This window comes from Microbacterium croceum (assembly GCF_023091245.1).
Taxonomy (GTDB): Bacteria; Actinomycetota; Actinomycetes; order Actinomycetales; family Microbacteriaceae; genus Microbacterium; species Microbacterium croceum.
In genome coordinates this window covers 441,610-455,203 of record NZ_JAHWXN010000001.1, presented here as the reverse complement: position 1 = coordinate 455,203, position 13,594 = coordinate 441,610, and the positions used below count along the sequence as shown (strand labels likewise).

General features: G+C 67.3%; 12 protein-coding genes. 7 read left to right on the top strand and 5 right to left on the bottom strand.

The window, feature by feature from the left end:
• Positions 1 to 269: 269 nt before the first annotated feature.
• Genes KZC51_RS02135 through KZC51_RS02120 form a run of 4 tightly spaced genes read right to left on the bottom strand, consistent with a single transcriptional unit; the run spans position 270 to position 3,667 of the window.
• The gene (locus KZC51_RS02135) at positions 270 to 1,235 is read right to left on the bottom strand and encodes an acetylxylan esterase (protein ID WP_247628376.1); all 966 of its coding nucleotides are present in this window, start codon (positions 1,233 to 1,235) and stop codon (positions 270 to 272) included.
• Positions 1,232 to 2,170, bottom strand: coding sequence for an ROK family protein (locus KZC51_RS02130; protein ID WP_247628375.1), 939 nt, complete (start codon positions 2,168 to 2,170; stop codon positions 1,232 to 1,234). The genes KZC51_RS02135 and KZC51_RS02130 overlap by 4 nt, the downstream gene beginning before the upstream one ends.
• Positions 2,167 to 2,904 carry an NAD-dependent epimerase/dehydratase family protein gene (locus tag KZC51_RS02125; RefSeq protein WP_247628374.1) on the bottom strand — a complete coding sequence of 246 codons (738 nt, stop codon included), beginning with the start codon at positions 2,902 to 2,904 and terminating at the stop codon, positions 2,167 to 2,169. Before KZC51_RS02125 ends, KZC51_RS02130 begins: the two co-directional genes overlap by 4 nt.
• Before the next feature lie 34 nt (positions 2,905 to 2,938).
• Positions 2,939 to 3,667 carry a GntR family transcriptional regulator gene (locus tag KZC51_RS02120; RefSeq protein WP_247628373.1) on the bottom strand — a complete coding sequence of 243 codons (729 nt, stop codon included), beginning with the start codon at positions 3,665 to 3,667 and terminating at the stop codon, positions 2,939 to 2,941.
• A 103-nt stretch (positions 3,668 to 3,770) separates the two neighbouring features.
• On the opposite strand from KZC51_RS02120, the gene KZC51_RS02115 reads away from it, so the two are divergent.
• From KZC51_RS02115 to KZC51_RS02085, 7 genes are all read left to right on the top strand, one after another.
• Positions 3,771 to 4,520, top strand: a complete 750-nt coding sequence (locus KZC51_RS02115; protein ID WP_247628372.1) for a putative N-acetylmannosamine-6-phosphate 2-epimerase — start codon at positions 3,771 to 3,773, stop codon at positions 4,518 to 4,520.
• Between the two features lie 77 nt (positions 4,521 to 4,597).
• A complete protein-coding gene (locus KZC51_RS02110; RefSeq protein WP_247628371.1) occupies positions 4,598 to 5,827 on the top strand; it encodes an ABC transporter substrate-binding protein in 1,230 nt (409 codons plus the stop codon).
• Positions 5,828 to 5,893: 66 nt separating this feature from the next.
• Entirely contained in the window at positions 5,894 to 6,790 is an 897-nt protein-coding gene (locus KZC51_RS02105) for a carbohydrate ABC transporter permease (RefSeq protein ID WP_247628370.1), read from the top strand.
• A complete protein-coding gene (locus tag KZC51_RS02100) occupies positions 6,787 to 7,599 on the top strand; it encodes a carbohydrate ABC transporter permease (RefSeq protein ID WP_247628369.1) in 813 nt (270 codons plus the stop codon). The genes KZC51_RS02105 and KZC51_RS02100 overlap by 4 nt, the downstream gene beginning before the upstream one ends.
• Positions 7,600 to 7,681: 82 nt before the next feature.
• Positions 7,682 to 8,698, top strand: a complete 1,017-nt coding sequence (locus tag KZC51_RS02095) for an NAD-dependent epimerase/dehydratase family protein (RefSeq protein ID WP_247628368.1) — start codon at positions 7,682 to 7,684, stop codon at positions 8,696 to 8,698.
• 1 nt (position 8,699) lies between these two features.
• Positions 8,700 to 9,749, top strand: coding sequence for a dihydrodipicolinate synthase family protein (locus KZC51_RS02090; protein ID WP_247628367.1), 1,050 nt, complete (start codon positions 8,700 to 8,702; stop codon positions 9,747 to 9,749).
• Positions 9,750 to 9,786: 37 nt separating this feature from the next.
• The gene (locus tag KZC51_RS02085; RefSeq protein WP_247628366.1) at positions 9,787 to 12,735 is read left to right on the top strand and encodes an NHL repeat-containing protein; all 2,949 of its coding nucleotides are present in this window, start codon (positions 9,787 to 9,789) and stop codon (positions 12,733 to 12,735) included.
• Positions 12,736 to 12,830: 95 nt separating this feature from the next.
• On the opposite strand, the gene KZC51_RS02080 is transcribed toward KZC51_RS02085, so the two are convergent.
• A complete protein-coding gene (locus tag KZC51_RS02080) occupies positions 12,831 to 13,538 on the bottom strand; it encodes a DUF1028 domain-containing protein (RefSeq protein ID WP_247628365.1) in 708 nt (235 codons plus the stop codon).
• Positions 13,539 to 13,594: the final 56 nt, after the last annotated feature.

Below are 13,594 nucleotides of genomic sequence, written 5' to 3'. Positions count from 1 at the left end.
TGCGGGCCGGTGCGCCCGTCCCGCTCCAGTGCGTCGATCGTGTTCAGCTCAGCGGAAGCGCGTACTCATCCGGCAGCAATGTCGATAGCGTCGCGTCATTGCGGTTGGTCGCCGCCGACGTCGATCCTGTGAGCGGGCGGTAGGACTCCGCCAATTCGCGTGGAATCTCGGGCCCAAAGCGACTGCCAACTACCGTGGAATTGAGGCATCCTGCGCCATCTCGAGCCGGAACCTACATGAGTCGCAGCACCTCCTGATGCAGCCTGAACTCAATCCCGGGTGCGCCGACTGAGCCAGTCGATCTGCTTCAGCCAGTGCGCGGTTCCGCCACCTTCGTGGTCGTTGTAGGCGTACTCGACGATCTCCTTCGGAGACGTTACTCGATTGAGGGCGGCGTACACGGTGGATGGCGGGCAAGTGTGATCCTGCAGTGCGACCGAGTAGATGCCGGGAGCCTGCACGCGTGGTGCGAAGTTCGCGATGTCGACGTACGACAGCGTCGAGAAGACGGATGCTGCGCTGTCGCGATGAACGGCCAGGTACCGCCCGAGCTCCAGGTACGGGCCTGCTGTCGCGAGTCCGACGGCGCGGGCGGGGTGCGCGAGGAAGGGGACGTCGGCGAGCACGGCCGTGACGCGAGGGGCGAGCGCGGCGGCGGCGATCGCGAGTGCTCCGCCCTGGCTCGACCCGGCCGTCACGATCCGATCGGCATCAACCCCGTCGATGAGTGCGACGGATCCGACTGCGTTCGCCGCATCAGTGATAAGCCGCCGGTAGTAGTACCCCTGAGGCGATTCGATTCCCCGCGTGAGCATCCCGGATGAGGCGGGGCCGGAACCATGCGGATCGGCGGTGGCTCCACCCGAGCCCCACATCGAGCCCTGCCCTCTCGAGTCCATGATGAAGTGCGCGTAGCCGGCCGCCACCCAGTGCAGACGTTCGTGGGGGAGGCCTCGCCCCTCGCCGTATCCCTTGAACTCGACGATCGCCGTCAAGGGGCTGTCTCGACGCGTCGGAACGAGCAGCCACCCGGAGATCGGGTCGCCGCCGTACCCGGCGAAGGTGACGTCGAACACGTCGATGTCGGGGAAGTGGGTGGGCACTCGCCGGAGTTCGGGTGCGGCGGGCGGTGAGGACGCCAGGGTCTCGCGCCAGAAGCCGTCGAAGTCGATCGGCTCTTCGACCGCGGGTGCGTAGGTGCGGAGCTCGTCCGCGGGAAGGTCGAAGAAGTTCAACGGCCCTCCTCCTCTCGTGCTGTCAGTGCCTCGACGGCGGCGAGTGCCGCGCCCGCCAATGGAGCGTCGGTGCCCAGGGCGGCGGCACGCACCGGCACCGGGGCGATGAGATCGTGGGCGTTCTCGGCGAAGTTCCGGCGCAGTGCCGACCAGTACGGATCCCCGGTGCCGGCGACACCGCCACCCACCACCACGACGTCGGGGTCGAGTGTGGTGGAGAGATGTGCGAGCGACCTGCCGAGCAACCGTCCGCCGGAGGCGAGCGCTTCCAGCGCGAACGCGTCGCCCTGCCGGCTGGCGTCGGCGATCTGCTCCAGCTTCCAGTCGCGCCCGCTGAGACCGCGGTAGGTCAGCTGCATGCCGGGTCCGCTGACGTAAGGCTCGAGGTGGTCGATCTCCCCGCATGCGCATCGCCGGCCCTCGTGGAGGCCGGAAGGGAGGTGCGCGACGGTCCCCGCGAGCCCACTCCGGCCATGCAGAAGTCGTCCCTGCGAGACGATCGCTCCGCCGAGTCCCGTACCGACGGCGACGATGAGTGCGTTCTCGAGCCCCCGCGCGCTCCCGAGCGCATGCTCGGCCACGGCGGTCGCGTGCACGTCGTTGAGAACCGTCGTGGGCGCACCGAGTGCACTCTGGACGTCGTCTGCGAGGTCTCGCCCCGCCCACCCCGGCAGCAGGTCGGTGGCGGCGACCACCCGGCCCCGCCGGTCGATGACTCCCGCGGTCGCGATGCCGATCGCGTCGACGCGGCCGTCGGCAGCGTCACGGGCTGCAATCGCCTGCTCGATCACCGCGCGTACGATGCCGTCGCCCTCGCGCGGCGTCGAGATTCGCGACACCGGGCTCCGCAGGACACCGGTGCCATCGACGAGCGCGCTCGCGATCTTCGTTCCGCCGATGTCGAGTGCGACGATCATCCGCTCAGGTCGTGTCATGCGGTCGCCCCACCCCAGGTGTGTCGGAGGTCGTCGACGGTGGGCGCCAGGCGCGCATCGCCGGCTAGTGCCAGTCGTGCGTAGCGCCCGCGACGGGCGGACAGGATGTCGATCGCTCGAGCGAGATCGGAGATGCGCAGAGCCGTGTAGGTTTCGTCGTCGAACGTGAGCGGGATCGCGGTGCTGTCCGAAGGTCGCAGCCAGAGCGGCCAGGCATCGTCGGGGGTGGGGAACGCGATCCGGATGCTGGTGACGGTAGGGCCGACGTCTTCCATCGCCGCGCACGCGTGCTCCGCGAGCCTCTTCGACAGCCCATACGACTCAAGGGCGTCGCCCTCGCCCTCGGGGGTCTCTGATCGCGAATCGGCGAAGACCGACATCGAGCTCACGTGGATGAACGAGCCGACACCGGCCGCGGCGGAGGCACGGATGCCGGTGTACACCGAGCCGACGTTCACGGCGAACGCGTCCCTCAGGGTGGAGGCCGGATACGGGGGAGGCGTCCGGACGGGAACATTTGCGAGGTGGACGACGATGTCGACACCCGTCAGCACGGACGTGAGGGCAGCCTCGTCGAGGACATCGACGATCGCCGCCGGCTGGTCCGCGTCGGCGGTCGCTCCGGGGTGCACGTCGATCCGGCTGACCTGCCAACTGCCGTGACGGATTCGTGAGAGCTCGCTGCCGACGAGGCCGGCGCCGCCCAGCAGGGCGACTCGAGGTGTGGATCCCATGAGGGTTATGTATACACCAATTTGTTCGCGGGTGTCAGGAAAGCCGGTCGGTAGGGGCGTAGAGCGTCGTGTGATACGAGTAGCGGTCGCCGCGGTACAGCGACTGGGACAACTCGATGGGATCGCCATCTTCGTTGCGGAGCAGGCGCTCGACGGCCAGTGCGGAGGACCCCTTTCCCAGTCCGAGCAGGGCGGCCTCGTCGTCGCTCAGTGACTTCACCCCGAGCGTCTGGTCGGCCTGCTGGGGGCGTTGGTTGTAGTTCAGGACGAGGGTCTCGTAGAGCGACCCGTGAATGTCCATGGCGGCCAGGCCTGGGTATCTCCGCGTCGACAAGTAGGTGGTCTCGAGGGCCATCGGCTCGCCATCGGCGAGGCGGAGGCGGTGGATGCGCGTCACGGGTTCCTGTGCCACGAGCTGGAGCTTCGCGGAAACACTGGGCGGCGCTGCTTCCTCCTGCTGGGCGAGCACCTGAGAGGTGGGGATGAGCCCGCGTCGCCGCATGTCCTCGGTGAAGGAGGTGAGCTCTCCGGCCTTCTGCACGACGGCAGGCGTCGTGAAGGTGCCTGCTCCCTGGATGCGGTACACCCGGCCGGCGCTCGCGAACTGGTCGACGGCGCGTCGCACGGTGGATCGGCTGACGCCGAACCGGTCCATCAGCTCCTGCTCCGTCGGCAGCTTGCTGTTGGCGCGCGGCGCGGAGTCGATGAGCGACTGCAGATGCTCGCGCAGCGCGTCGTGCTTGGTCGCCTGTTTGTCTGTCATGTGGTCTCCAGGGTTGACAACAGGGGGCGAACTCGTCTAGATCTAAACGTATGTACAAATCAGCCCCGTTGTTTCAACGGTAGCTCAACTCTAGGGAAATGCATTGAACCTCGGCGTAGATGAACGAGCTCAGACGCTCGAACGATTCCACGGCGGGCTGGTCGTATCGTGCCAGGCCGCGCCGGATCATCCGATGCGATCGATTGACGTGATCGGTCGTCTCGCCGCTGCTGCCGAACTGGGCGGTGCCATCGGCCTCCGCCTCGAGGGGGAAGACGACATCAGGCACGTCCGTGAGCGGACCGGACTGCCGATCATCGGGTTGAAGAAGACCCGTTCCTCGATCGGACGCCCCGGCATCACCCGCTCGATCGACGACTGTCTCGCGGTCGCCGCCGCCGGCGCGGATGTCGTCGCCCTCGAAGTCGTCGACGATGCCGACCGTCCCCTCGCTGCGGCCCTGGAGATGCTGCGGATCGCTCGGCGGGAACTGACGATCCCCCTCCTCGCGGATGTCTCGACCAGCGCCGAGGCGAGCGCGGCCATGGATGCCGGCGCTGATGCCGTCGCCACCACCTTGGCCGGCTACACCCCGGCCACGGCCCACGCGAGCGTGCCGGACTTCGCCCTCATCGAGAGCATCGCCTCCCGCGGCATCCGCGTGATCGCCGAAGGTTCCGTCACGACGCCGGCGGATGTGTCGCAGGCGCTCGCCGCGGGCGCGTGGGCGGTCGTGGTCGGCGGTGCGATCACCGACCCATTGCAGATCACGGCCAGGTTCGCCCGTGCGGCGAACGCCGCGGAAGCGACACCTCTGCACGCGACCACGGGGTCACGGCATCCCCTCTCCTGACGTCACCGCCGGCGACGATTCCGCCCGAGCACCACTACCCGAGCACCACCACTACCCATGCATCACAAGGAGGAGAAATGAAAACCAGCAGGAAGTTGGCGGCCATGGCGGCCGCAGCGGCGACGGTCTCGCTCGCCGGTTGTTCCGCAGGGTCGACTCCGGGGACGACATCCGAGGAACTGACGATGTGGATCTACCCGGTGATCGCCGACGAGGCAGAGCACCGCGCGTTCTGGGACAAGCAGATCTCCGAGTTCGAAGCCGATCACGAAGGCGTGACCGTGAAACTCGAGATCTTCCCCTGGGCCAACCGCGACGAGGGCCTGACGACGGCGATCCTGTCCGGCACCGCTCCCGATGTGGTCTACTTCGTGCCCGATCAGATCCCCGCCTACGTCAACACGCTGCGCCCGCTCGACGACGTGATCGGCGAGCGTGACGGTGAGTACCGTTCCGCAGCGCCGGCGGGCGTCACCTACGAGGGGCACGCGTACGGGGCGCCGGTGCTGATGAACTCCAGCACGCTGCTGTGCAACAAGAGCGTGCTCGACCAGGTGGGGGTCGACACTCTCCCGACCACCTGGGACGAGTTCCTCGAGCTCGGCGCGACGCTCCAGGAGGCGGGCTTCGAGCTGATGCCCTACAACGGCAACAGCTCCTTCAGCCTCAACATCTCGTTCTACCCGTGGCTGTGGCAGGCGGGCGGAAGCGTGTTCACCGAGGACGGCAGCGATATCGCCTTCGACTCGGACGAGGGCCTCGCGGCCCTCACCTACCTCCGCGGCCTCGTGACCGACGGCTACATGGATCAGGACGCCCTGACGGTCGCCCCGTCCATGGAGCAGAGCGGACTCGCGCTCGGCACCACCGCGTGCACCACTCAGCACGTGCCGCAGGAGGTCGAACCGTTCTGGGGCGAGGAGAACATCCTTGTCGGCGCACCGCTCTCCGAGGAGCGCAGTATCGGTTACGGCACGGTCTCCTCGCTCGCCGTGTTCAAGGATGCACCGGACGTCGCGGCGGAATGGGCGGCGTTCGCCACCCGTCCGGAAGCCCTCGAGGAGTTCAACGAGCTCTCCGGCTACTTCAGCCCGTACGCCGACTCGACGCTCCACTCGGACTCGGAGATGTACGCGGCACTGGAGGCGACACTCGACACCACGACCGTCGGTGAGCTGCACGTGTCATCTCGCAAGGTCATGGGCGCCGTCTCTCCCGAGTTGCAGGCGGCCCTGCTGGGTCAGAAGACCCCGGAGGAAGCGCTCGCCGCAGCCGCCGAGGCGGCACGCCAGGTGCTCGCGAAGTAGAACCTCCGGAGGCTCCCGCGGCACTGCGGTCGCGGGAGCCTCCGCTTCACAGAAATGGATTCGTCGATGAATCAGATGATGGCTGGTGCTTCGGCGCCGACCGCGCCTCGGCGGAGGCGACGGCATCGCGGCATGTGGATCGGCCTCGCGTTCGCGGCACCCGCGCTGATCCTGTTCGTGGTGTTCCGCGTCTTCGCCTCTGGGGCAGGACTCGGTCTCTCGCTGTTCAGCGTGGGAGTCGACGGTTCCGCGATCTGGGTGGGACTCACGAACTTCGTGCGCCTGTTCGCCGACCCGGTCTTCTGGGGGTCGCTGGGCGTCACCGTCCTGTACACCGTCTTGACCGTGCCGCTGTCGATCGGCGCGTCGTTCCTCTTCGCGCTGCTCGTGCGAGGCAAGTTCCGCGGTGTCGGTTTCTTCCGCTCGGTGTTCTTCCTCCCCACCGTGACCAGCCTCGTCGTCGCGGCCACGATCTTCATCTGGATCTTCTCTGTCGACGGGCCCGTGAGTGGCATGCTGGGCACGGGCTCCTGGCTCGCATCCCCTCAACTCGTTGTGCCGGCTCTCGTCATCGTCTCGATCTGGGTGCGCTTCGGCTACGGCATGCTCATCCTGCTGGCGAGTCTGAACGAGATCCCCGAGGAGATCGAGGAAGCCGCGAGACTCGACGGCGCTCGGTGGCGCCATCAGGTGCGGTGGATCATCCTCCCGCACGTGCGCCCGGCGATCTTCTTCCTCGCGATCACCGAGACCGCGGTCTCGTTCCAGGTGTTCGACCTCATCAACGTCATGACCGGGGGCGGCCCCGGGCGTTCCAGCTACGCGCTGGTGATGTTCCTCTACGACCAGGGTTTCCGCTACTTCGACTTCGGCTATGCGAGCGCCATCGGCGCGGTCCTGTTCGTCATCGCGTTGGCCTTCGCCCTCGTGCAGCACCTCGTGATCGGTCGGGAGAAGAAATGACTCGCAACGCACGGATCTGGCGGTGGGTCGCACTTCTCGGCGCCCTCGTCATCGCAGTCTTCCCCTTCTACGCGATGGTCGTGCTGAGCCTCAAGCCCGGACAATCGCTGTCCTTCCCGGAGGCTCTGGCTCCGTGGCCGTTGAGCATCCACGCCTACGACACCGTGCTCAGCGACGGTCGTATCCTCCGCTGGCTGGCGAACACGACGATCTACAGCGTCGTCAGCACGGTGATCGTGCTCCTGATATCGGCGATGGCCGCCTACGCGTTCGCGCGCAGGAGATTCCCCGGGAGCAACGCGGTCTTCTGGGTGATCATCGCGATGATGATGGTGCCGTACCACGTCACACTGATCCCCACCTTCATGATCGTCGCGGAGTTCGGCGGAGTGAATCAGTACTGGGGTCTGATCGTGCCGACTCTTGCGAACGCCCAGGCGATCTTCCTGATGCGACAGTTCATCGCCGGTCTTCCCGACGAGCTCTTCGAGGCAGCGCGGATCGACGGCGCGGGGGAATGGAGGGTCTTCGCGACCCTCGTGCTTCCTCTCTGCAAGCCGATCCTCGCGACACTGGGTGTGTTCGTCTTCCTGTGGCATTGGAACGACTACCTGTGGCCACTCATCATCGCGAAGAGCGATGCGATGCGCACGCTCACGGTGGGGCTCGCTTCGATGCAGCAGGAGGTGGTCCCGCTCAGTGTGCTTTTGGCCGGTGCGACCCTCTCCTTCCTGCCGATCTTCGTCGCATACCTCTTCGCCCAGCGTTCTTTCCGTCAGGGGTCGTCCATGGCGGGGATCAAGGGCTGATGCATCCCCGACTCCCGTGCGCAGGTTCGAACGCCGCGCACCGTCCAGAATCTGTCGTCACATCGTGAAGGGAACATGTCCAATGGAGAAACTGCGTCACAGCAACGAGGAGATGATCGTCGCGAGCGACGATCTGGTCACCTGGTTCGGACAGCAGACGGGGCGGCTCCTCGTGGTCGGAGCCGGCGGAAAACTGGGGCCGAGTCTTCTCGGCCTGGCGGCGGACGCCAACCGACGTGCGGGCCAGCCCGTCGAGATCGTCGCGGCCTCGCGCTTCTCCGACGATCGAGCGCGCGCCGAGATCGAGAGGCTGGGGGTCACCACCGTCGCCGCGGATGTCACCGACATCGACGATGTCCGTGCGCTCCCCGACGCGGACCACGTCGTCTATCTGGCGGGCGCGAAGTTCGGCACCGACGGGAACGAGTCAGCCACATGGGCGGCGAACACCTTCGCCCCCGGACTCGTCGCCGATCGCTACCGCGGTTCACGGATCGCCGCCCTCTCGACTGGCAACGTCTATCCGCTGAGCCCCGTCGCCAGCGGGGGTCCGGACGAGTCGATCGCTCCCGATCCGGTCGGTGAGTACGCGATGTCGTGCCTCGGACGCGAGCGGATGTTCGAGTACGCGGCTCATGCGTTCGGAACCAGGGTGTCGCTGATCCGCCTCAACTACGCGGTGGAGCTGCGCTACGGAGTACTGGTCGACCTCGCACAGGCGATCGTCGACGGCAAGACGATCGATCTGTCGATGGGACACGTGAACCTCGTCTGGCAGGGCTACGTCAACGAGGTCATCCTCCGCTCGCTCGACCATGCGAGCGCGGAGCCGTTCCGCTTGAACCTCGCCGGCGATGAGGTCCTGAGCGTCCGCACTCTGGCGCATGCACTGGGCGAAAGCCTGGGTATCGAGCCCGTCTTGGCCGGGCAGGAAGCGGACACGGCTCTGCTCTCGGACGCCACCCTGTGCCACCGGTTGTTCGGCGCGCCGCGCGTGACGATCGACGAGCTCGTCGCCGAGACGGCTGCATGGATCGGTAGGGGCGGAGAGACGCATGGCAAGCCGACGAAGTTCGAACGACGTGATGGGAAGTTCTGAGATGACCGAACACATGACCGCGATGGCGCGCCTGCGCACGGGTGGCGTGATCCCGGCGCATCCGCTCGTGCTCGACGAGCAGCGCAGACCCGATTGGGGCGCCCAGCGCGCGCTCACCGAGTACTACCTCGACGCCGGGGCGATCGGCCTGGCCGTCGGTGTGCATTCCACGCAGTTCGAGGTTCGTCAGGAAGAGGGCCTTCTACGACGGATCCTGTCGGAGGCGGCGGCTGTCGCCGACGACCGGGCAGAGCGGCCGATCCTCGTCGCGGGTGCAGCGGGATCACTGCCCGAGGCGCTCGCCGACGCGGCGACCGCACGCGACTGCGGGTATGACTTCATGCTCGTCGCGCCCTACGGCGCGGGGGATGTGTCGGAGCAGGATCTCGTTGAGCGGACCCGCGCGATCGGGGAGATCCTGCCGGTGATCGCCTTCTATCTGCAGCCGGATGTCGGCGGGCGGATCCTCAGCGAGGAATATTGGCGGCAGATCGCCGACCTCGACTGCGTCGTCGGGATCAAGGCTGCCCCGTTCAGTCGATATCGCACCCTCGAGCTGCTCCGTGGCGTGGCTCGATCCGCCCGTGCGCAGGAGATCGCCCTCTACACGGGAAACGATGACAGCATCATCGCCGACCTCCTGTCGGACTTCCATCTGCCGGACGACGACGGCGAGCCCAGGCACCTCCGCTTCGTGGGCGGGCTGCTCGGACAATGGGCTGTGTGGACGCAGGGTGCTGTCCGCATCATGTCATTCGTGCAGGACGCGCGCGCGGGTGACCGTGACGCGCAGACGCGCCTTCTCGATCTGGCCTCGGATCTCACCGAGGCCAACCGGGTCATCTTCGACGCCGCGAACGGTTTCGCGGGGTGCATCCCCGGCATCCACGAGGTGCTGCGACTGCAGGGTCTCATGAAGAACACGCACTGTCTGAACCCGCACGAGGTCCTCTCGCCGGGCCAGCGCGAGGCCATCGCTCAGGCGTGGGAGATGTACCCCGAGCTGCGCGACCGGGAGTTGGTCATTGACACGGGGCTGGGCGCGCGCTAGTAAAGGTACGTACAAATACGAACGAGGGAGTTCGGCAATGAAGCGACATGGAATCAAGCGGGGGCTGACCCTCGCGGCGATCGGCGCGATCGTCAGTGCGCTCTTCGTCGCGGTGGGGCCCACCGCCGGCCCGGCCACGGCGGAGGCGCCGGTCACGGTCACCAACCCGAGCTTCGAGTCCGCCCTCGTCGGCGGATCGATACCGGGGTGGACGCAGCCGTACGGATCGTTCACGCTGTCGTCGGACGCCTCCGACGGAGCGACGAGCGTGGAGGTGGTCGACACGAGTGCTACCTCGGCGGCAGGGTTGCTGTCCGTCCCCGTCGCCGTGACGCCGTCGCACAACTACCGTCTCGTCGTCGACTCGCGTCGTATCGACACCGCTGGAAACGTGTACATGCGGTACTTCGACGCGAACAACGCCCTGATCAGCTCTTCTGTAGCCACTTTGAGCGGCGGGGTCGGCGTCTGGTCGACCACCACCCTCGCCTTCACCCCGCCGGCGGGAACGGTCACGGCATCCGTCCTGCTCTACATCGGTGTCGCTCCCGTCGGCTCGATCCGGTTCGACAATGTGCGCATTCTCGATGACGGACTCGTCCGCAATTCCGGGTTCGAGACTCCGCTTGCGGGTGGTGTGATCCCGGGATGGAGCGTCGCGTACGGCGTCATCGGCGACTTCCAGACCAGCGGAACGCAGAAGCTCACCGGCAACGCCTCGTTGCGGATGATCGACGGGTCGGCGACCGCCGCGTCGGGGCTGATCTCGGATGCCGTCGCCGTCACCGCCGGCGCTCGGCTGAGAGTGACGGCAGGAGTCTTCAAGGTCACTGGTGCACCATCGTTGTTCGTACGTTTCTACAACGCTGCGGGTGGTCAGTTGAGCAACCAGAGCGTGGGCTACGCCACCGTGCCGAACTCCTGGGACGACCTGGCGATCGATGTCGTCGCACCGGCAGGTGCGACCAGCCTCCGTGTGCTCCTGTACTCCGGCTCCACCACGATCACCGAGGCGTTCTTCGATGATGTGACGGTCGCACCGCAGCTCACGGAGGAGATGAGTGCGGGTACCCCGCTCTACACGGTCAACTCGGCGATCTCGGAGGTGACGACGACCTCGGGCGGTGATCAGGTCGCCTACGTCGCCTCCTACGGATCCCCTGCGCGTATCTCGCAGATCGACGCCATCACGGGTGAGCTCCTGCAGAGCAGCACCCTGCCGGGTTCCGGCGGAGCGTGGGGCCTCGCGGTCGGCCCCGACGACTCGGTGTACATCGGCGGATTGTCGTCAGGCCAGCTCTACCGCTGGGTGCCGGGGAGCGGGAACGCCGTGCAACTCGGGGCACCCGTCGCCGGCGAGATCTACATCAACGCCGTGTCGGTGGATCAGGCCACTGGGGTGGTCTACGGTGGCACGTTCCCGAACGGGCACCTGTTCGCCTACGATCCCGCGATCGACGAGACCCAGCCGTTCGCCGCGGCGATCACCGACTACGGTCAGGCGATCTCCGGAGCGACGTATGTGCGGTCCGTCGAGGTGACCGGTTCGAAGGTCTACGCCGGCACCGCGACGAACGCCGGGCTGGCTGTTCTCGACATCCCCTCGCAGACGATCACTCCGATCGCTCTCCCGACCGAGCTCACCGGATCCGCGTTCGCCTACGGGCTCACGGCGGCCGGCGGGTATCTCTTCGTCCGGGCGGAGACCCCGGGCAAGGCGGCCGCGATGAAGCTCGACACCGGGGCATGGACGGTGCTCGGCGATAGCTTCGGCCTGTTCCCCTCACCCGTGAACGACGACGGCGAGGTCTACATCCTGGGGGAGGATGCCGCGACCCTCATCGTCTTCGATACCGTGACGGGGACGACGACAACCGTCTCGATGCCCGAAGACGTGGCGAACATGCGCAAGCCGGGCTGGATCGAGATCCCCGGTGACGCCGACTTCCCCGGCCAGACGCTCTCATGGGTGAGCACCGTCGGGCGACTGCACCACTTCAACCCCACGACCGGTGAGCTGCGCATTCTCGAGACCGAGGTGGCGCAAGAACCGGCGACCATCCACGATCTCACCGCGACGCCCGACGGCGATGTGCTGATGACCAAGTTTGTGGCCGGAGGTGTGACGTCCTACAACCCGGACACGGCGGCGCTCACGAACCACGCCACGAAGGTCGGCCAGGTCGAGGGGTGGGTCCACGACGGCTCGACGACCTGGATGAGCTCGTACACGAAGTCGAGCATCTGGGAGTTCGATCGCGCGGCCGCCGTCACGTCGTCGAACCCGAAGAAGCTCTTCGACCTCGAGAGCGCGGGCCAGGACCGGCCGATGGCGCTCACGGGCCTCGCCGACGGAAGGCTCGCTGTCGGCACCGTTCCTGTCTACGGCGCGTTGGGCGGAGCCATCGCGGTGTTCGACCCGTCGACGAGTCCGGTCGTGCCGACCGTCTATCCGGCGCCGGTCGCCGACCACAGTGTCGTCGCGCTGACGTCGCGACGTGAGTCGGGCACCGACTATCTGTTCGGCGGCACGAGCATCGACGGCGGGCTGGGCAGCGTGCCCACCGCGACGTCGGGTGTGGTGTTCAAGGTCGATCCGGATGACGGCTCCGTCGTCTGGTCGGTGTCGCCGATAGCGGGCGAAAGGGCGTTCCCCGATGTGACGATCGGGAGCAACGGCAACGTGTGGGCGATCGGAACGGGCACTCTCGTCGAACTCGACCCCGCCACGGGAGCGACGCTGCGAACGTTGCAGATCGCACCGGTGTCGACCGCGGTGACCTGGATCGGTTCGAGCGTCGTCTCGGATGGAGCTGGCACGCTCTTCGTTCACGCGGGCAAGCGTCTGTTCGCCGTCGCGGAGTCGGACCTTGCCGTCTACACGGTGGCGACCGGCGTCGACGTCGTCGCCATGGACTTCGCCGACGATCGTGCGTGGGTGGGGAGGAACGCGACGCTCTCGTGGATTGACATCTCCGCGTTGTGATGGTGCCCGAGGGTCGAGCGCTCGGCCCTCGGGCACGACGGCACCGGACCTCCGATGCCGCCGGAGACCGCATCGTTCCGGGCGCGAGCAGACGCCTACACCCCGCTGAGCGGCCTCCCCGCCTCCAGCCACTGCTCGGGCGTCACCTCGGGGTGGTCGAGCCAGTAGTCGGCGTAGTAGTCGATGAGGGGTGCGTACTCGTCGACGATGCGCCGCAGCTCGTGGATCGAGTCCGCCCCCTCGGGCGCGATGTCCACGCGCAGGTCCAGACGGGCTCGCCGCGCGCCGCGCACCGTCGTGATGATCGACGACGACACATGGCGCCTGCCCTCGCCGCCGGCCGCGAGTCCGGCCTCGAGCGACTGCACCAGCCGCTCCTCGAACGGCACGTCGCTCGCGGACTCGAAGCGTGCGCCCATGGCTTCGAGCACGCCCGCTCCGACCAGCCCGTTGCCCAGCACGGCGAAGCCGTCGCCGACGAGGTGTCCCGCGTACAGCTCGCCCTCCACATAGTCGCCGGTGTGGGCGGCGACGCGGCCATCGTCGAGCACGATCCCGAGCTGCCGGTACCGGAAGGACGGATCGGTGGTCGACAGCGCCGCGATGATCGACCGCGGATCCAGCCCGGTCTGTCCGAGATCCCACGCCCGCTGGCCGAGGCGCCAGTCGGAATGCCACTGGCTGGTCACGGCCACGCCGCCCGCCACCTGCGGACAGCGCGACGCGAGCGCGATCGATCCGGTGCCCTGGCACACTCCCACGGCTCCGGTCGCCGGGTCTGTGGCGATGATGCTGAATGTCATGACTTCTCCTCTCGTCTGAGTGGGGGCGCACCGTCAGCGCGCCCCCACTCGCAGGG

Excerpts from the sequence above, each read along its gene's own strand:
- KZC51_RS02130 (WP_247628375.1), bottom strand. The coding sequence starts at position 2,170 with ATGACACGACCTGAGCGGATGATCGTCGCACTCGACATCGGCGGAACG.
- KZC51_RS02125 (WP_247628374.1), bottom strand. The coding sequence starts at position 2,904 with ATGGGATCCACACCTCGAGTCGCCCTGCTGGGCGGCGCCGGCCTCGTC.
- KZC51_RS02120 (WP_247628373.1), bottom strand. The coding sequence starts at position 3,667 with ATGACAGACAAACAGGCGACCAAGCACGACGCGCTGCGCGAGCATCTG.
- KZC51_RS02110 (WP_247628371.1), top strand. The coding sequence starts at position 4,598 with ATGAAAACCAGCAGGAAGTTGGCGGCCATGGCGGCCGCAGCGGCGACG.
- KZC51_RS02105 (WP_247628370.1), top strand. The coding sequence starts at position 5,894 with ATGAATCAGATGATGGCTGGTGCTTCGGCGCCGACCGCGCCTCGGCGG.
- KZC51_RS02100 (WP_247628369.1), top strand. The coding sequence starts at position 6,787 with ATGACTCGCAACGCACGGATCTGGCGGTGGGTCGCACTTCTCGGCGCC.
- KZC51_RS02095 (WP_247628368.1), top strand. The coding sequence starts at position 7,682 with ATGGAGAAACTGCGTCACAGCAACGAGGAGATGATCGTCGCGAGCGAC.
- KZC51_RS02090 (WP_247628367.1), top strand. The coding sequence starts at position 8,700 with ATGACCGAACACATGACCGCGATGGCGCGCCTGCGCACGGGTGGCGTG.
- KZC51_RS02085 (WP_247628366.1), top strand. The coding sequence starts at position 9,787 with ATGAAGCGACATGGAATCAAGCGGGGGCTGACCCTCGCGGCGATCGGC.
- KZC51_RS02080 (WP_247628365.1), bottom strand. The coding sequence starts at position 13,538 with ATGACATTCAGCATCATCGCCACAGACCCGGCGACCGGAGCCGTGGGA.